At 38.5% G+C, this 18,554-nt stretch carries 14 protein-coding genes, 1 tRNA gene and 1 pseudogene; 3 read left to right on the top strand and 13 right to left on the bottom strand.

The genetic code is table 11. The features are described from left to right. Positions 1 to 1,173: 1,173 nt before the first annotated feature. Together groL and groES are read right to left on the bottom strand one after the other, a co-directional pair. Positions 1,174 to 2,802, bottom strand: coding sequence for a chaperonin GroEL (gene groL / locus Q0A12_RS05660; RefSeq protein WP_291291686.1), 1,629 nt, complete (start codon positions 2,800 to 2,802; stop codon positions 1,174 to 1,176). Positions 2,803 to 2,830: 28 nt separating this feature from the next. Continuing rightward, complete coding sequence (groES, locus tag Q0A12_RS05655; RefSeq protein ID WP_003127440.1) at positions 2,831 to 3,115, bottom strand: co-chaperone GroES; 285 nt, start codon at positions 3,113 to 3,115, stop codon at positions 2,831 to 2,833. Positions 3,116 to 3,346: 231 nt separating this feature from the next. Between groES and Q0A12_RS05650 the strand changes: the two genes are divergently transcribed. Continuing rightward, entirely contained in the window at positions 3,347 to 3,991 is a 645-nt protein-coding gene (locus Q0A12_RS05650) for a type II CAAX endopeptidase family protein (protein ID WP_291291687.1), read from the top strand. 110 nt (positions 3,992 to 4,101) lie between these two features. On the opposite strand, the gene Q0A12_RS05645 is transcribed toward Q0A12_RS05650, so the two are convergent. From Q0A12_RS05645 to fic, 7 genes and pseudogenes are all read right to left on the bottom strand, one after another. Next, positions 4,102 to 4,908: an MBL fold metallo-hydrolase gene (locus Q0A12_RS05645; protein WP_291291685.1), complete on the bottom strand. Its 807-nt coding sequence runs from the start codon at positions 4,906 to 4,908 to the stop codon at positions 4,102 to 4,104. A 53-nt stretch (positions 4,909 to 4,961) separates the two neighbouring features. Next, positions 4,962 to 5,816 carry a two-component system regulatory protein YycI gene (locus Q0A12_RS05640; protein WP_291291684.1) on the bottom strand — a complete coding sequence of 285 codons (855 nt, stop codon included), beginning with the start codon at positions 5,814 to 5,816 and terminating at the stop codon, positions 4,962 to 4,964. Beyond that, complete coding sequence (gene yycH, locus Q0A12_RS05635) at positions 5,817 to 7,121, bottom strand: two-component system activity regulator YycH (protein WP_291291683.1); 1,305 nt, start codon at positions 7,119 to 7,121, stop codon at positions 5,817 to 5,819. Beyond that, complete coding sequence (gene walK, locus Q0A12_RS05630) at positions 7,118 to 8,959, bottom strand: cell wall metabolism sensor histidine kinase WalK (RefSeq protein ID WP_291291682.1); 1,842 nt, start codon at positions 8,957 to 8,959, stop codon at positions 7,118 to 7,120. The genes yycH and walK overlap by 4 nt, the downstream gene beginning before the upstream one ends. A gap of 3 nt (positions 8,960 to 8,962) precedes the next feature. Next, positions 8,963 to 9,667 carry a response regulator YycF gene (gene yycF / locus Q0A12_RS05625; RefSeq protein WP_291291681.1) on the bottom strand — a complete coding sequence of 235 codons (705 nt, stop codon included), beginning with the start codon at positions 9,665 to 9,667 and terminating at the stop codon, positions 8,963 to 8,965. 501 nt (positions 9,668 to 10,168) lie between these two features. Then, a pseudogene (locus Q0A12_RS05620) lies at positions 10,169 to 10,359 on the bottom strand (recombinase family protein); the annotation flags it as partial. A 51-nt stretch (positions 10,360 to 10,410) separates the two neighbouring features. Continuing rightward, positions 10,411 to 11,016 carry a protein adenylyltransferase Fic gene (gene fic, locus Q0A12_RS05615; protein WP_291291680.1) on the bottom strand — a complete coding sequence of 202 codons (606 nt, stop codon included), beginning with the start codon at positions 11,014 to 11,016 and terminating at the stop codon, positions 10,411 to 10,413. 357 nt (positions 11,017 to 11,373) lie between these two features. Here fic and Q0A12_RS05610 point away from each other — a divergent pair, with 357 nt between their 5' ends. Beyond that, a complete protein-coding gene (locus tag Q0A12_RS05610; protein WP_291291679.1) occupies positions 11,374 to 12,327 on the top strand; it encodes a GNAT family N-acetyltransferase in 954 nt (317 codons plus the stop codon). Positions 12,328 to 13,113: 786 nt separating this feature from the next. Here Q0A12_RS05610 and Q0A12_RS05605 read toward each other — a convergent pair. Together Q0A12_RS05605 and Q0A12_RS05600 are read right to left on the bottom strand one after the other, a co-directional pair. Beyond that, positions 13,114 to 13,971: a DegV family protein gene (locus Q0A12_RS05605; protein ID WP_291291678.1), complete on the bottom strand. Its 858-nt coding sequence runs from the start codon at positions 13,969 to 13,971 to the stop codon at positions 13,114 to 13,116. Further along, complete coding sequence (locus tag Q0A12_RS05600; RefSeq protein WP_291291677.1) at positions 13,964 to 14,530, bottom strand: DUF1836 domain-containing protein; 567 nt, start codon at positions 14,528 to 14,530, stop codon at positions 13,964 to 13,966. The genes Q0A12_RS05605 and Q0A12_RS05600 overlap by 8 nt, the downstream gene beginning before the upstream one ends. A gap of 247 nt (positions 14,531 to 14,777) precedes the next feature. Here Q0A12_RS05600 and Q0A12_RS05595 point away from each other — a divergent pair. After that, a tRNA-Lys gene (locus Q0A12_RS05595) sits at positions 14,778 to 14,850 on the top strand. 629 nt (positions 14,851 to 15,479) lie between these two features. Here Q0A12_RS05595 and Q0A12_RS05590 read toward each other — a convergent pair. Then, entirely contained in the window at positions 15,480 to 16,823 is a 1,344-nt protein-coding gene (locus tag Q0A12_RS05590) for a WxL domain-containing protein (RefSeq protein ID WP_291291676.1), read from the bottom strand. Between the two features lie 379 nt (positions 16,824 to 17,202). Further along, complete coding sequence (locus Q0A12_RS05585; protein ID WP_291291675.1) at positions 17,203 to 18,396, bottom strand: BspA family leucine-rich repeat surface protein; 1,194 nt, start codon at positions 18,394 to 18,396, stop codon at positions 17,203 to 17,205. Positions 18,397 to 18,554: the final 158 nt, after the last annotated feature.

Genomic DNA, 18,554 nt, shown 5'->3' with positions numbered 1-18,554 from the left:
TCTTCTTTTTACTAAAAAATACTATTATTACTGAAACAAATACTAGAATTAAAATTATTGTAAATACCCATCTTTTACTTTGAAACTTTTTAAAATTCATATTAACCCAACTTTCTCGTTTCTTACTATATTTATATAAATCGGTTTGACCATAAGAAAGTTAACAGTTATATCAATCTAATCGAACTAAGTTAGGAATATCTTGTCAATCCTTTCTCTATTTGCAATAAACAATCGTATATCGTTTGTAGTCACATCTTTGTATGACTTTCTTACGCTTCTCATGAAGAGATTGATCGTCTGTATATAAAAGAGTTAAAGTTCCGTTTGAAAGCCCTGTATCTTTTTGAAAACAAAGAATTGCTTATTTGCTGCAATATCTGAAGTTGCATCATAGACGACCAAATCTCTTGAAGCTTTTGTTACGTCTAACAGATCAAGCTTATCGTTAGAACCAGTTTCAACTCTCTTAGCTGATCTAACGCTAAATCTGATTCTAGCTCTCTAATAATTCGATGGATCAGTTTTTCTTTACTAATCATGGTTCAACTCCTAACCGAAACTCTTTCGAATTTCATATTCGTTGTCGATCAATTCTTTTAAAGTATCCTTTGGATATAGTTTCTTTCAAAACCGCTTTTGATGTTGAGCGCATAACCACTGAAATTTCTCAATAGTTGCATCGTCTATCACAAAACACGTTTTTTCTTGCTTGGCACGGATGGGACACTATCATTACCTACTAGAGCAATAGAAATTGTTGATGATGTTATAGAACGTAACTCCTTATTGTTCGGTTCTCAAAGCAAAGCTGATTATATTTTTAAATTTTACAGAGGAACTCCATTATCTCTTCACAGCTTTAATCCGGTATTACGCAGAGCTCAAAATGAACTTCAATGGTAAAAGAATTTATCCTCGCACATATTCCGGCATAGCCACATCTCTTTACTTACTGAATTGATCTTCCATTAAAAAACAATAATGGAGAGAGTTGGACACTCAGACGCCAATACTACTTTATCTATTTATAATCACGTTACAAAGAAATCCAAAGAACAAGTTATCGACCGATTGAATAGTTTATAATTTGCCCCTTTTTTACCCCTTTTAGTCGAATTAAAGAAAATATAAAAAAAAGAACCCCTTCGCAAAGGAGTTCTTCTAGTGTAATTACATCATGCCGCCCATGCCCATAGATGGATCCATTGCTGGAGCTGCTGGTGCAGCTGGTTCTGGTTTGTCAGCAACGACTGCTTCTGTTGTTAACAATAATGCGGCTACAGAAGCGGCATTTTGCAACGCAGAGCGTGTTACTTTGGTTGGGTCAACGATTCCTGCTTCAAGCATGTTTACCCATTCGCCAGTTGCTGCGTTGAAACCAACGCCAAGGTCTGCATGTTTTAATTTGTCGATGATTACTGATCCTTCATAACCAGCATTTTCAGCGATTTGACGTACTGGTTCTTCTAGTGCACGCAAGACGATTTTCACACCAGTTGCTGCGTCACCCTCAGCTTCGATGGCAGCTACTTTGTTGATGACATTGACAAGGGCAGTTCCCCCACCAGATACCATACCTTCTTCAACTGCTGCACGGGTAGCGTTCAATGCGTCTTCGATACGTAGTTTCAATTCTTTTAGTTCTGTTTCAGTTGGTGCACCCACTTTGATGACTGCCACACCACCTGCTAATTTCGCTAGGCGCTCTTGTAATTTTTCACGGTCAAAATCAGATGTTGTGTCAGCAATTTGATTTTTGATCAATTGCACACGAGCATCGATTGCTGATTTGTCGCCAGCACCTTCAACGATAGTTGTGTTGTCTTTATCCACAACGACTTTGCTTGCTTGTCCTAGGTTGTCGATTGTCGCATCTTTCAACTCTAATCCTAAGTCTTCAGTGATGACCGTACCACCAGTCAAGATAGCAATATCTTCTAGCATTGCTTTACGACGGTCACCAAAGCCTGGAGCTTTAACTGCTACAACATTGAATGTTCCGCGGATTTTGTTCAAGACCAATGTTGGTAATGCTTCACCGTCTACATCGTCAGCGATGATCAACAATGGTTTTGATTGTTGTAAGATTTGTTCTAACAATGGCAAGATGTCTTGGATGTTAGAGATTTTTTTGTCAGTGATCAAGATGTATGGATTTTCTAAAGCAGCTTCCATTTTATCATTGTCAGTGACCATGTATTGTGAAAGATAACCGCGATCGAATTGCATTCCTTCTACTACATCTAATTCTGTTTCGATCCCTTTTGATTCTTCGATAGTGATTACACCGTCGTTGCCCACTTTTTCCATAGCGTCTGCGATGTATTTTCCGACTTGTTCACTACCAGAAGACACCGCACCAACTTGTGCAATTGCTTCTTTTGAGTCAACGATGGAAGAAATGTTGTGTAATTCTTCAACAGCAACTTTGGTTGCCATTTCGATTCCGCGACGAATGCCTAATGGATTTGCACCAGCAGTCACGTTTTTTAGACCTTCACGAACGATCGCTTGAGTTAGCAATGTCGCTGTCGTTGTTCCGTCACCGGCAATGTCATTTGTTTTAGAAGCAACTTCAGAAACAAGTTTTGCGCCCATGTTTTCAAAATGATCTTCTAATTCGATTTCTTTAGCGATTGTTACGCCATCATTTGTGATCAATGGTGAACCATAAGATTTTTCTAAAACGACGTTACGACCTTTTGGCCCTAAAGTTACTTTTACTGTATCTGCTAATTTATCTACTCCGCGCAACATTGCTGCACGTGCATCTTCTGCAAATTTGATTTCTTTTGCCATGATTCATTCACCTCAACTGATTTATTTTTTATTCAACTACTGCAATAATGTCTTTTGCAGCAACGATCAAATATTCGTTACCTTCAAATTTCACTTCTGTGCCAGCGTATTTTTCAAACATCACTTGTTCTCCAACGTTGACAGCAACAGGAGCTTTTTCACCGTTTTCTAACGTGCGTCCTTCACCGACTGCAATGACGGTTCCTGTTTGAGGTTTTTCTTTCGCTGCTGATGCAAGCACAATTCCTCCAACAGTTTTTTCTTCTTCTTTTGCGACTTCGATAATCACACGATCACCTAATGGTCTTAACACGATAAATCCCTCCAATTGTTTTGATAGAATTCACATTAGCACTCTCATACATCGAGTGCTAACTCACAAAATTAATATTACTCATTTTCTGTTTTTTTTGCAAGCCTTTTGATTAAATTTATTTTGCTTTTTCTTTTTATTGATTCTCCCTGCAGAAAAACTAAGGAAATTTTTTGTTTCTAATGAGTCAGTAGTCTATAATAGAAAAAAAGGAGTGTGATGATTACATTTATGTCTCTTAAAAAATACGCATTATCGACGATTTTGATTTATGGCGTGGCATTCTTTATCCCAGTCGCTTTTATCTCAACTGGAGCAACGATCCCTGCTACCACGGTTTCATATATCGTCGGAGCAATCTTGATGATCATTCTTTATTTCAAACAAACAGAACCATTGTCGTTTGAACGAAAACAATTGAAAGTATCGGCTATTATCATTTATGGTCTGGCAGGCATCATTGCAGCTATCTTGTTACAAAATGTCGCGGTCTTTATTGAATCCCTTTTTGGCGAAGTGGCTGCCTCAGAAAATACGGAGAGTATCATCAACATCATTCTTCAGAATCCGATTTTTGCGCTTGCTGCAATGGTCGGCGGTCCAATCATGGAAGAATTTGTCTTTCGCCGTGCCCTTGTGGGTATCATTGCCAACTATACAAATATCTGGGTTGGTGTCATCGTCAGTGCTGTCGCCTTTGCCTTCGCTCATAGCGACAATCACTTGCTTGTCTACATTCTATTAGGACTTTTCTTCTCTGGCCTCTATGCGTTGACAGGACGCATCTGGACCTCAATGATCACTCATGTGGGGATGAACACATTAGTCATTATCATCCAATTATTAGTCCATTCAGGCTATATCAAGGTTCCCTAGTCACAAAAAATAAAAAACGATGCTGAAAAATTTCAACATCGTTTTTTTAGCTTTTCTAAAAACTGATTTAAAGAACAACCGAGGCGATTCAACGCATCCGGCATCTATCTTCAAATGCCGAATAATTCTGTCGCTTTGTCTGGATCAGTATCATAAACCTCAAAGGCCTCACCAACACCCAAGTCATGTTCTTTCATCGTATTGACCATCGTTAGGTGGGCTAACTCTTTTAGATTGTTTTCTTTACTCAAATGTCCAAGATAAACGCGCTTCGTGTTATCCGTCAATATATCTGCCATGACTAATGCACCATCTTCATTGGATAAATGTCCACGATCACCAAGAATGCGTTGTTTAAGACTCCAAGGATACGGACCCATCCGCAACATTTCTAAATCATGATTGCTTTCCACTAGGTAGGCGTCGGCTCCTTTGATGATCCCACGAACATGATCACTGCAGTATCCTGTGTCTGTCAACATAACAAACGACTTGCCATCTTTATGAAATCGATAAAACTGTGGTGCTGCCGCATCATGAGAAACACCGAAACTTTCGATATCCATGTCTCCCATCGTCAAGACTTTTCCCATTTCAAAAACATGTTTTTGCTCGACGGCAATATTCCCAATCATATTGTCCATCGCTTGCCACGTTTTTGTATTTGCATAGACATCAAGCTTGTATTTACGCGCTAAGACCCCTACACCATGGATATGATCACGATGTTCATGTGTCACCAGAATCGCATCCAGATCCTCTGGCTTACGTCCAACTTCATCCAATAACGAAGTGATTTTTTTGCCACTCAGTCCTGCGTCCACTAGGATTCGTTTTTTGTTACTTTCGATATATAACGAATTTCCTGAACTTCCGCTAGCTAGAATGCTTACTTGAAAGGCACTTTCCTTCATCATTGTTTCCGTCTTCCTCTCTCTTGCTTTCAACGAATTCCATTATACCTATTTTCTTATGGATTATCTACTTTTTGTACTGCATTATTTGTGATGATTCGATTACTAAAGGCGTTGACCGTTTCGATCAGGATGTTCTCATCTGCATCTGCTTTGACTGCAACAAACCAAGCAGGGATATACACATTTCGATCACCGACAATCAAAATCCTAGTATACGCCAGTTCCGTCCACAATATCTTTGAATGACTCGGCAATTTATTATTCAGATACAATGTATTGACTGCTTCTTTTTCCGAATAAAGCGTCATCTTCTCCCGCAAAGGGGTGATATTGGAAATATGAGTCTGGGTGTACTTAGCAATCTGCAACAGTTTATTTGATGGTTCCAATGTTAGATCGATCCGGCTTGAGCTATCATTAAAGGGAATATTCTCATAGGACTGGCTGGCGACAATACTCGGGTATTCTTGATCTAACAAGGACAGATTTTTCATATAGTGATATTCATCGCCATAGAGAACTTGGTCTTTCCGCTGAAGGTACTCATTAACCGTCTTCTCCGCTTGGGTATCATCACTGATGTAAAAGCCACCAGAAGAGATATGGGTCAACTGTTGCCCTTTCACCGTCGTGGCTTCGAGTAATCGTTTGTCCCCTTGCGCTTCTCTCAAAGCTGCCGCCAAATCGGTTTGTTCGCCGCTTAAATAGTACCCGCTTAAATAATCATCAGAAAGTTCTCCCGAGTATTTGATATCTTCTGAGGCCAGCCGTTGTTCGATCGGGATCGTCTGATTCGACTGCAGGACATTTTGCTGTTCACTGCGGGCTTCACTGTAGATGTTGAATAAGAACACATTCAACCCCAAAAACGCTAGGAAAAAAATCCATTCGATTCGTTTGAAATCCAATCAAACTCCCCCCGTTTCTGTCAATTTAGCCATTAAATCTTGATAATTGAACCATTTGTTTTCGTATTTGACATACCATGTTGGGGTCAAATCCACCACCGAGGCTCCTTTGATATCTCCCCACTGATAGCCAACAATAATCTGTTGTAGTTGATCGGCTTCTGCTCCTGCCGAAAGCAAGTCATCACGAACAGTCAAACTAGATGGCAATTCGACTTCCGTTTCAGAAGGGATTGGTACCTGGATAGCATTCAAGCTGGATTCGATTGCCATTTCACGATTACCTAATTGACCACTATTGGAGAAGGTCACTTTCATCAACCCTTGGGCCCCACTACTAAAAACTGGATATCCTTCTACAAAGATCCGATAATCTAACTGATTGCTCAAACGGTCAAAAAAGCGAATCGTTCCAAAGTTGTTGCCTAAACGACGAATGTAGTCTGCACTTTGCATAAATAGATCCGTTTCTTCACTTTCCGACACAGTCGTTTCAAATTTGACTACTTGATCGTCATGCAAGACCGCCATGTTTTGACCACCTTCATAATAGTACGTATCGACACTATCATCATTTACTTTGACGTCTTTAGGCGAAGTAAAGAATGCTTCACGGAAGAGATTTGCTGACTGCAAAGAGGACACATAGCTATACTTTTTCAGTTTGATGGTATCTTTTGTATAAAACTGGTTGCTTTTGCCAGAATCTTCTTTGCGCATTGCTGTCCAATCTCTTGGATTATCCTTCAAAATCTGATTGACATCATTTTTATCCCAATCAATCGTTCCTTCAATGATTCGCGTTTCTTCCAAATTCACAAATTGGATTTTATTGTTTTTCAAATCAATTTGAATCCGAGAGAAAGCCATTTTATTGGCAGAACTATCCCCTACAGACAAATCAATAGCAAAAGTCTCAGCATAATCATTCAATAAGAATGGGGTATAATACGCCAATGTTATCCCATCATCCAACGTTGCCGCTTCCGAAAAAGATTTGGCATCATATTTTTGCAATGTAAGGTCACTGACTTTGGAATCACTGAGCACGCTTTGAATCTCACGAATCAACGTCTCAGAATTGGTTTCTTTGATTTCATCTTGTTGGATCCAAGTTAAATACAATGGCAAAAATAAATCACTTTTTTGTTTGTAGGTCTGAATACTGGTGTTCACGGTATCTGTTCCTTGTTCAATTGAGCGATCATAACCAGTAGGGTTCAACCAAATCATGTAGGAAAAATAAAAGCTCAGAGCAACCATGATGATCAAACCTAGCCGAATCACTTTTTCTGAAACTTTCATTCCCACCAATCCTCCTCATACGGTTCATATGGCAACATGATATAAAATGTTGAACCGCGGTTTTCTCGGCTTTCTGCCCAAATGGCTCCCCCATGAGATTTGATCACTTCGCGAGAGATGGCTAACCCTAAACCAGTTCCCCCTTGTTGGCGAGCCCGGGCTTTGTCTACGCGGTAAAACCGGTCAAAGATTTTGGTGAGATCTTTTTTAGGGATTCCCAAGCCTTGATCATTGATGCTCAAAACAATGTTGTTATGAGTTTCCATCAATTTGACTGTGATCACACCCCCATCTGGTGAATATTTGATGGCATTGTTCATGATGTTATCGATTACTTGGATCATTTTATCTGTATCCACTTCGACCCAAAGTTCACGTTTGGTAAATTCACGGCGAATCACGTATTTCTTGTTCTCATTGGTCACCATCATATCAAATCGATCCAACACAAAGCTGACCAACTCATTGAAATTGATGTATTCCAATTGAAGCTGCGCATTGCCACTATCCATTCGAGAGAGACTCAGCAGATCATTGATCATCCGAATCATCCGATCGGTTTCATCAAGTGTCACTTTCAAAAAGTTCGGTGCAATTTCCGGATCTTGCCAAGCGCCTTCGCTCAATGCTTCAATATAGCTGCGCATACTGGTCAACGGTGTCCGCAATTCATGAGAGACATTGGATACAAATTCTCGCCGTTCTTGTTCATTTTTCTCTTGTTCTGTGACATCATGCATAACAGCAACTAAGCCAGAAATAAATCCGGATTCACGACGAATCATTGAAAAGTCGATTCGTAAAATCAAATTCGTTCCAACGATGTCATTGTTGGGCCGTTCAATCAGCATTTCATCTGGACTCTCTAACAGTTTACGCAAGGTGTATTCTTCATCAATTTGGAGCAGAGTCAGAATCGATTGTCCCACTGCTTCTTCTGATGTGACATTCAATAACGACATCGCCATCTCATTGATCGTAATGACCTTGCCCCGACGGTCCGTTGCCACAACCCCATCAGTCATGTGAGAGAGGACACTGTCTAGTCGATTTCGCTCCGATTCCATGGCTTCTTGCGTTTCCTCGATACGTTCCCCTAACTGATTGAAGGTTTCAGCCAACTGGCCCAGTTCATCTTGGCCATGAACAGCTACTTTACGACTATAATCTCCTTTGGCAATCCGAATCGCCTGCTCTCGCATTTCACCAATCGGTTGAGTGATCGAACGAGAGACTAGCAATGCCACAATAATCGAGATTCCAGCCGCAATCAAAGACGCCGTCACAAAAATCACGGCAGTATCACTGACTTCACTGTATTTCTGTTCAAGATTGCTCCTCAAATACAACGTTCCTAGAACCGTATCTCCTATCGGTGACTGGATCGATTGAACGATATTGTACACACGCTGTCCTGACGACTCATCGTATAAGACCTCGCTACGGTTGGTATCATAGTCTCGGTAGTCATTTTTTTCACCCACCGATCCTCGATCATTGATATTGGTCGTCGCCCGAATGATTCCTTGTTCATCAACGACACGCATCTCTAAAATCTCAGAAGAGTTGGTACTAGAAAGGATCCGATTCAAAGAAGAATTCATCGCATCCCAGTCAAGACTATCTTCTGCATCCATCCGACTAAGTTCTGAACCTAGAGTAACGACCAGCGTGCTTGCTCTTGCCTCCATGTCGCGCTTAAAGGCGTCGATCGTTGTCTTCTCTAATTCACGAATAAAATACGCCCCGATAATCTGGATCGAAATCAATAAGATCAAGATAAAAGTCAGGGCGATTTTGAAGTTCACTGATCGAAAAAAGCGAACCTTATTTTTCATAGCTTATTCCTGTTCAGGGTTCCGCAAGTAGTAGCCGACTCCGCGACGAGTGACTAAATAATTCGGATGACTTGGACTATCTTCAATTTTTTCCCGCAAACGGCGAACCGTAACGTCAACGGTCCGAACATCGCCGAAGTAATCATACCCCCAGACAGTTTGTAACAAATGTTCTCGCGTCATCACTTGACCTAAATGTTTGGCTAAGTAGTGCATTAGCTCAAACTCCCGATGGGTCAATTCGATGGCATCGCCATTTTTCGTTACCATGTAGGCATCTGGGTGGATCGTCAAATCGCCAATCGTAAGTTCTGCATTTGGCGCTTCTTCCGCTTCTTTCGCTGAAGCAGAGCCCCGACGCAGATTAGCTTTGACACGAGCCACCAATTCACGGTTGGAAAATGGTTTCGTCACATAATCATCTGCACCCAATTCCAAGCCTAACACTTTGTCGATTTCAGAATCTTTGGCTGTGACCATAATGATTGGCATATCGTGATTTTTTCGAACTTCACGAGCCACTTCTAAGCCGTCCATTTTCGGCAGCATCAAATCCAGCAAAATCAGATCCGGTTCTACCTCTGCCACTTTTTCTAATGCTTCTTCACCATCATAAGCTGTATATACTTCGTAACCTTCTTTTGTCAAATTGAACTTGACGATGTCCGAGATCGGCTTTTCATCGTCCACGACTAGGATCTTTTTCAAGAAATGTCACCTCATTTTTTATTCTTTCCTACTTATTATACATGATTTAAGGTGCGTTTTCACCTTTCCACAAATCTTGGCGCCTATCTATGCGTATTCTTAAGAAAATCCTGCGAACCTAGACTTCCTACGTAATCCTCTAAAGAACTTTTTTAACGCTCCTACAAATCAAGTGTAGCTGAAGGGACTGGAATAATATTCTCTCTTTCATGGTTGATTCATCATTCATTCTTGAATATTTACTTTTAATTTCACGCTTTCAGCTAAATGCTTAGCAAGTAACCCTTCAACATAAGTATCTTCTACATATTGCCATTCGAATCATGTGAAAATCAGTTTCTCTATTCCCCTGTGCTTGTAGTAGTGCGAAACAATAGAAAATTTATAGCACTAAAGCAAAAAAGCGTCTCCTAACCGTGAGGCAAGGGAGCGCCTTTTTATGCTAGTTGCGACTTTTGGTATGTGAGTGGCATAGCAATAAAGAGCGAACCGCTTAAATAGTTCACTGATTTCTACTGCTGCTCGTGTATTGCGGTCGTTTCGATCACGTTAGTAACTCCGATTATGCCTCCAGACTTCAGACCAGCTGACAGCTGATTAAACTTTGACTGATCTCGTTTCGTATCTATAAATTTTTCTGAAAAAATATTCTTCTCTACACCCTTTTCAAGCAACTGTCTGATTTGTTCTATTGCATTTTGAGAAACAGTTGAGACAGATTTTTATCATTGCCTCATCTGCTCTTACAAATCATCTATCGTATACTCAGAGTACCCCTCATAGAAATAGCTGACATCGATGCCTTTCATATATAACTCACGGTCGTCAATTTTATCAGTCAAGGCATTAAATATTAAATACCGTATTTCCAAATCGTTTATTGGACTGCGCTCCATTGCAGAAAGGTAGTCTTCTTTATCGATTAAGTTCCAATCGACAACTCTTTGCAATTCTTCCTTTAAAATGAGATCCAACCAAATTCTAGCGCTCCGTCCATTTCCTTCACGAAACGGGTGAGCGATATTCATTTCCACATATTTCTTGATGATCTCTTCAAAAGAAGTTTGCGGCATTTGATCAATATACTTTAACGAATGTTCCAGGTACATGACCGGTGCGAAACGAAAATTTCCTTTTGCGATATTGACCGTCCGAATTTTTCCTGCAAAATCGTAAATTTCTGAAAAGAGAAAATCATGAATGTCAGATAAGCCTTTAAACGTGCCGACTTCGATTTCATTTATTTTTCCTGAATCATATAATTCCTTCGCCTTTTGCTTGCTAAGTTTTTCTTCAGCCTTGGCCAACTCAACTTGATTGGTTAAACCCAATTTATTCTCTAAAATCATGCAAAATCTCCTTAACTTTTCAACATAAGTTTATGAAACACTTGCAAGCCTATTATATCGCGATTCAGTATCTGTGTCACAAATTATTAAGTTTTGACTCATCAAAAAATTGTCCAACTATTCGTAAATCTAGTTTTAAATACGCAGGGATTTATTCACAAGTTGATGGTCAAAAGTCAAAAAAGAGTGTCTAGAAAAATTTCGTTTTTTGAACAGAAATCCCTCGATAGAAATCGTTTTCAAAACATTGGAAATAGTATAGAATTAGTTAGACGATGAACATGAAAGGAGACTTATATGGGCAGACCAACATTTTTTGTTAAATAATTTTAAACTATTTAACAAGGAGAAAAATTTATGAGCTTAATAACAGTAAAACATTCAAATGCAATTGAAAAAAATGAGCTCAATCGCATTTTTGAAGAAGCAAAACCACATTTTAACAAGTTGGAAGGCCGTGACCCCTTACCTCCACTAATTAATATTGAGCGTATCATCCCTGAGCTTTCAAATAATGATTGCCATTGTCTGAGCATTTTTTATTTAAATACGGTAATTGGGTATTTATGGGTATTCGATGACTCTCTGTCCAGCATATATATTCTTCACTTTTATATAAGTGAGAAATATAGAAACCGTGGATTTGGTAAACTTGCAGTAAAAGAATTGGCGAAACGTTATGCTGAAAAACAACTAAAAAAAGCTGAACTTGTTGTCTCGGCCAATAACTACGTCGGTTTAAAATTTTGGAAATCTATGGGTTTCGATAAAATAATAAACATTTATGCCGTGGATCAAGTGGGAACAAACTCTATTGAAATTGAACTTCAAAAACAATTTAAAAATGAACCTGAAGAATGGATTCACTTACTTCCAGTGGATGAAAAGAATTCTTTCTTAGGAAATAAGGTAGCTGTTACTAGTGAACAACTACGTTCAAATTTAGTGTTAGCAATTCCTGAAGCAATTCAAGTTGCTTTTGGTAATGAATATTCCGAACCTTATTTTATTTGTTTGAATAATGAAGTTATTGGCTACACTGCTCTTGTTTTTGATCAAACGATTCCCAATGAAGAAGATCGATATTGGCTATGGCAATTTACCATTGATAAATCGTATCAAAATAAAGGATATGGTACAAGAGCATTGGAAATCGTTATTGAGAAATTTAGAAATAGAGCTGTTCCTATCATTACTTTGTCAACAAAATCAGATAACGAGAGCGCATTACGTTTATATAAGAAATTTGGATTTAAGTTGACTGATGAGATGAATGGGGATGAAGTTATTTTAAAGAAGCATATTCGTTAGCATAAAGAATCAATCCCTTATTTGTTGGGGGGTGATCCTTTTTTTATAATTAAAGGAGTTATTTTTATAAATACCCGAGATCACAGATTTTTTTACCAGCAAACTATGAACGCTTGGGACTGTGACATAAGTCATCGTCCAACAAGTGAAACCAATAATATTCTGTTGCTATGATAGATTTCACTGACTTTTGCAACAAGGAGCCACTGCATCGCAGGAGAAACACTATATACTGTTCGGATAGTGTTACTTGTAGGAGATTTATGGCACAGCCCCTAAGGCAAGTTACCGACGGAATCATTTTTTTCTGCTGAATCTGGAGTAGTGTTACCTCCAATGATAAATAAAAGCCTCATAAATACGAAGGTCTAAGATTTTCAGCCCCTCACTCATTAACCATATAGCTAAACCTAGCAATGTGTTCCTTGTTTAAAAATAATTTTTCCATAATTTTCTCCCAGTTTTTGAGCAAATGTTTTCAGTCAACTTTCAGAGAGAAATTTTGTAACCTCAAAATCAAACTACATCTCTGATAAGCGAGTTTATTTTCAAAAGCTTTACAAACTCCGCATCCATATTCTTCACACAAGATAATTGATTCAATTATCCGATGCGCTTCAGTTTCAGTAAATCAACCTATTTTTTTGCGTAAAGATTTAACGTTCCTACTTAGCAGAACATTTAGCCCTTTTACAAAAAAGAGACTGAAAGTTAACATCTAACTTTCAGCCGCTCCTTTAGTTGTTCATGACTCTTTTGCTTATTCCTATCGCCATCACACAGCCATTAGGCTAATAGTTGCACTCCGACTCCTAGTAAACCTGGTCCTGTATGCACAACTAGTGCGGGAGATATCTGTCCGAAGAAAATTTCTTTCACCTGAGGAAATTCTTGTTCAAGACGAATTTTCATTTCTTTGGCTTCTGCTAACGCATCTCCTTGGGCGACGGCTAAGCGAAATTGTTTGTGATTTCCAATGTATTGTTTCACCAATTCAACGGTTTTATCCAAACTCTTTTTCCGTCCTCTTGATTTAGCTACTGTATAATAAATCCCTTCCTCATTACAAGAGATGATTGGGTTCAATTTCAAGGCATTTCCGAGAATCGAAGCGACCAGCCCAATCCTGCCACCTTTTTGTAAATATTCTAATGTTGCTACATTGAAAAAGACTTTATTGCGAGCAACTTCTTGTAAAAGCTGGTCTTTGAGGTTTTGCCATGTACTTCCAGCAGCTAACAATTCTGCCGCTCGAATGGCTTGCAACCCTGCACCAATTCCAATATTTTTCGTATCCAGAACAAAAATATCTAAGTCCGACTGCTGTTCTCCCATCAAGCGAACCACATTGTATGTTCCGCTCAAACCACTAGAGATGGTAATGGCTAACACTTTTTCATAACCGTCGGTTTTTATTTGCTCAAATATTTTATTGATGGCTTCTCCATCTGGCAGTGAGGTACTGGGAATCTCTTGCGGCAATCGTTGATAGATTTCTTCTGCTGTAATATCTACTTTATCGGTATACGTGCGATCTTTATAGATGATTTGTAATGGCAGCATATACATACCATATTGTGACATGATTTCTGCCGGGACATCGGTTCCAGAGTCAACAAGCAGAGCAATTTTCTCTTTATTCATAAGATTCTCCTTTGTGGGTTTCTAAGTAATTTATTTCTAATTCAATCGTTTTTTCTGCCAATAATTTATTTGCAAAAGAACGGGTGGCCCCTTTGATGGCAACCAACTCTACTGGAATAGGCTCCGTAGCAGCCGATTCTTGAGAACCAGCTGCTTCTTGGCAGACCGTCCAAATCGCCTTTTCCTGTTCTTCACAAAATAAATTGTAGGCATTGCGTATCCCGACTACTTTTCCTTGAAATAAAATACCTGTTTTGATTTCCGGGATCGTCAATACCTGTTTTAACATTGTGATGGCAATCAGAAATGCCAAATGTTTTTGGTTGTATCGTTTCTTCTCTGGGGGCGGAATCATTCCTTTTTTGACGTAATTATTGACCATCGATGAAGTCAGCAGTGGGTGTTTGTCCGACTGTATCACTGGCGATAAATACTGATCCACCAAAGTAATCACTTGATCCATATACAATTCTAACGTCGGCAGTTCTTCCCACCGGGGCAAATGAAAGGAGCTTAGTGATTCGCTCCAAGAAAATAAATCTGACCGTAATTTTTCCATGACCTTCTCCATTTTGAATAATAGAATATTTGTTTACCAGAAACCACTTATCTAGTTTTGATAACTAGGTAAATTTTATCATAGATTTTAGATCAATTGTAGTAATCTACTCAAAATTTAAGAAAACCTAGCATTTCCTACTGGAAAACTCCTGCGTCTTGAAAAAGATAAAAAAAAACAAGTTTTTTTAACAGAACGATTGATTTTTAAAAGTCGGAGTGCTAAGATAATAAAGTAATTTTGTTATGGGCCGTTAGCTCAGTTGGTAGAGCAGCTGACTCTTAATCAGCGGGTCGCGGGTTCGAGCCCCTCACGGCCCATTGGGTGCCAAACCCACGCCACATAAGGTTTCTTGGCTACTTCGGTAGTTTAGAAAAGAGACCTTGATGTGGCATTTTTTTATTTTGTGGGTATACGTTGTGGGTATATAAATTTGTTTTCTTTTATTTAATAACGAAATTGTCTGGTTTGAAGAGTGATGCTCTTCAGATTTTTTTGTTTCCTTAATCCTTTCAATCAAAGCTGTAAAAAACGCTTTAAATCCCCTGCATAAAAATGTATGTTTGCCTCAGAAGTTGTGGGATTTTGGCTGGGGAAAGCAGATTCTCTGGTTTTCTTAGTGCATTTGCGCTGGTGTGGCATTGCTCGACCGTTAAACGATAACCTACATAAAAGGGTTACTGACAATAGCTTTACGAAGAGCATCAACGAGTGATTTGGCTAATGACTGATAGTTTTATTGTTGGACTTGTGCCGCTGGTTATTCCGCAGTTGCTACGGTTCTTCAATTTTCCATATTTTGAGACTCCCTTTAGGTGCTTCTATCTAAAAAAAGTATTCGATTCTTACTTATTAATCCTACAGTTACGTAAGGATTCTCGAACTATAAAAAAGCGCCAGAAATGACGACGTTCATTTCTGGCGCTTTTAGACATTGGTCACGACTCCATTATTCAGCTGGGACTAATCTAAATGCATCGGTTACTTTGTATTTCAGTGTTTTTCCACTTTCATCAATATAACCCTTTTTCAAGTTTCCTGGGTAAACACTTACTTTGCCATTATCGGACACTCCCTCTTGATGGGTAATGGTCAAAATATCCCCTGGTTTAACTTCGATTTGACTGATGCTTCTTGAACTGCCTGATTTATCAATTCCTTTGTTAAAAATACATTCATTGCCTCTTTGTAATTTGACTGAGACATAAGGTGGCTCTTCAGTAGTTGTAGTTCTGGCATTGAAGAAATCACACAAATATAGCCCCGCTTGGGTATCATCATAGTTGGTAATTAATTTGAGGCTTGCTAAATGTGCATTGGCATTCTTCTTGAAATCCCAGTGGATCAAATGTCCTTTGGCATATTTATTGAAGTGTTGCAGGTTATATGCTTTTTGTGTACTATTACCCAATGCTAAAATCTCATTCTCAACATCTGTTAACTCTTGAGAAGTCACACTACTTTTCAGGTTAGTATATTTACTATCAACAGTAAATAAATCTTTTACACTTTGAATCAATTGATCATTCTGTGTTGGAGTATTCGATAATGTCCATACTACTTTAGTATCAAGGGTTTGTGCAGCTACTTTGCTGGCATCCGGAATACTTATAGTGACATCTCCAAGATCTAAATCATAAACTCCGTTGATAAATTGATCTTTTACAGTATACATGACCGGTGTATCCGTCATTGTAATCGTCAGATTCTTTTGCCCGGTTACTTCATTATGGCCTTCTTTTTTCAGCTGTTCTGTTAACTGGTCCGGTTGAAAATCCTCAGTGCCATCGTTGATATTTCTTCTGACAACATTATCGCTAGACATAGGCATATTCAGCCGCATACCTTCATTGGTTTGACCAATGCCACTTTGTAGTTTAGCAAACAAAGTCCATTCACTTGTTGTCTCGCGACGTTTATCTTTTACACCAACATTAAATGTTTTTTCTCCATTTGTTTGGCGCTCGTCCTTATGGTTGTCTTTTAATGCTTTGATTGTTTGTGTTTTGATATCATCATTCAATTTGACCGTCCCAAAATCAAAGGCATCCGGGATATACGCAATGCCAAAATAACTGTCACCAATCTCTGTTCGTTTATTTAACTCACTAGGCGGATTCGGATTAAATCCACCATTTTCTGATAGTCCTAAAGATCCTTGCAGAGGCGTGCTTTCTGTATTAGGACTAGCTTCTGCGTTTTCGGTTTCTGCAGCAGAAACAATTCCACCAGAACCTAGTACTACTAAACTACTTAATGTAATAGTCTTTAATAGTACTTTTTTTACATTCATTCTACTCATCCTTTCTTTTGAACTATTTTCTCTAGTATTATTATATTTCATCATAAAAAGTTCTTTTCTTGATTTTTATAAATAAAGCAATCAGCTATTAAAAAAAGCAAAATCTGAGCTTTAGTTAAGTTTGAATATATTTCCCCATATCTGTGGAAAATTCTTGAGGGCTAAACAAAAAAGTATTTGTAACAGAGCTGTTCCATATGTATTCCCTACAACCCCACACAAAAAAAGAGCTTACGTTGTTTTATTAGATACATTGAGCAAATCACAATCCTGCAAATTTATCCTCTCGGCGATAAGTAAAGCCTCTTTTCCAACAGAAGAAAAAGCCACCCGTGAAAACGGATGGCTCAATCGATTCTTCAAGAAATGGTTAGTTCTTTTGCCATTTTGCTTGGTATTCTTTATTTAGTAAGTCTAGCACGCCACTATTCGCTTTTCCGACAGATTTTTCTGTCCAGCCCATAAATTTGTAGCCAGCTCTTGTTGGTGTATTGCTATTTTTGAAGGCATTAAATTGAGCTAAATCAATTTTATCTGGTGTCACAGCACAGCGTTCAAAATAGCTCTTTTCTGCTTTTCCATCAGCAAAGACACCGCCATTTGCATTTAATTTAGGTGTAGCGTAAGGTACTCGTCCAACATAGTTGAATTTCAAAAGCTGAGGATCATTGGTAGTGATCAGCAATGATTTTCCTTTAGGCATGTTGTCAAAAATCCCAAATTTATTCAATTCGTAAACTGCAGACATACTAAAGTTATCCAAGCGAATCACACTTGCTCCGCATCCTGCAAACATGAATTCCATCGTATTTAACTTTGGTGTATAAAAATTGTTAATATCTAAATATTCGAGTGAACGACAATCATAGAACATTTGTTGCATTTCTCTTACATTTCTAGTGTCCCAATTCGTTAAATCCACACTAGATAGTTGCTCACATTGCGAAAACATATAAGCCATATTCGTAACATTTGCTGTATTTAAGTTAGCTAGGTTGACTGTTTTTAATTTTTTCGCAAAGGCAAATAGTGAATTAAAGTTTGTCATCCGTGAAGTATCCAGCCCGCGACCATCAAAATGTTCCAAGTTGCTAAAGCTTTCGAAGGTTAGCCTCGTATTATATTTTTTCACTTGTTTTTGGCTATTCCAATCAACACTTACATATCCTGGAATAACTTTCTTGCCATTTTCTTCTACAAAACTGATACTTTTTACTTGTGTCGGAGTAATATTGGAGCATTCTAATATTCCGATTAAATCATCTAAGTTGATCATTGTTTGTTTTCCAGAAACTTCACCTGGAATTTTGATGTTTTCTGGATTCCCTACATAAAGAATCAACTCTGCAACATTCGATTCTTCTTGGATGCCATAAATCCAGCCATCTTTGACACCCACGCTACTTCCATTGGCACTTCTTTGTTTAGCAAAATTTCCCTTCGTTACTTTTTCAATCTGTTGAGAATATTGGTCTAAACTATCTGTTTCTTGTGCTTCTGCCTTATACCCCAATGAAAAAAGCATCAAAGGAGCTACTAACATAAACGATGTAATTTTTTTCAACTTCCTAAGTTCCTTTCTTTAATGAGATTTGTTTCAATGTAATGACTATCAGATTCATAACTATCAGAATGAATTTACGCCATAGCCTGTCCTCCTTTTAGAGTAAAATGATTGAGCATTGACATAAAAATATAATATAGGAACGCTAACTATTATTT

The sequence above is a fragment of the Enterococcus sp. genome (assembly GCF_022711995.1).
Taxonomy (GTDB): Bacteria; Bacillota; Bacilli; order Lactobacillales; family Enterococcaceae; genus Enterococcus_D.
Note: the sequence above shows the minus strand (reverse complement) of the source record. Positions and strands in the feature narration are given on the sequence as shown.

What these genes read in the sequence shown, in the direction of transcription:
- Q0A12_RS05645 (WP_291291685.1), bottom strand. Translation starts at nt 4,908, where the DNA reads ATGATGAAGGAAAGTGCCTTTCAAGTAAGCATTCTAGCTAGCGGAAGT.
- Q0A12_RS05590 (WP_291291676.1), bottom strand. Translation starts at nt 16,823, where the DNA reads ATGAATGTAAAAAAAGTACTATTAAAGACTATTACATTAAGTAGTTTA.
- fic (WP_291291680.1), bottom strand. Translation starts at nt 11,016, where the DNA reads ATGATTTTAGAGAATAAATTGGGTTTAACCAATCAAGTTGAGTTGGCC.
- groL (WP_291291686.1), bottom strand. Translation starts at nt 2,802, where the DNA reads ATGGCAAAAGAAATCAAATTTGCAGAAGATGCACGTGCAGCAATGTTG.
- Q0A12_RS05650 (WP_291291687.1), top strand. Translation starts at nt 3,347, where the DNA reads ATGTCTCTTAAAAAATACGCATTATCGACGATTTTGATTTATGGCGTG.
- yycH (WP_291291683.1), bottom strand. Translation starts at nt 7,121, where the DNA reads ATGAAAGTTTCAGAAAAAGTGATTCGGCTAGGTTTGATCATCATGGTT.
- Q0A12_RS05610 (WP_291291679.1), top strand. Translation starts at nt 11,374, where the DNA reads ATGAGCTTAATAACAGTAAAACATTCAAATGCAATTGAAAAAAATGAG.
- Q0A12_RS05605 (WP_291291678.1), bottom strand. Translation starts at nt 13,971, where the DNA reads ATGAATAAAGAGAAAATTGCTCTGCTTGTTGACTCTGGAACCGATGTC.
- Q0A12_RS05600 (WP_291291677.1), bottom strand. Translation starts at nt 14,530, where the DNA reads ATGGAAAAATTACGGTCAGATTTATTTTCTTGGAGCGAATCACTAAGC.
- walK (WP_291291682.1), bottom strand. Translation starts at nt 8,959, where the DNA reads ATGAAAAATAAGGTTCGCTTTTTTCGATCAGTGAACTTCAAAATCGCC.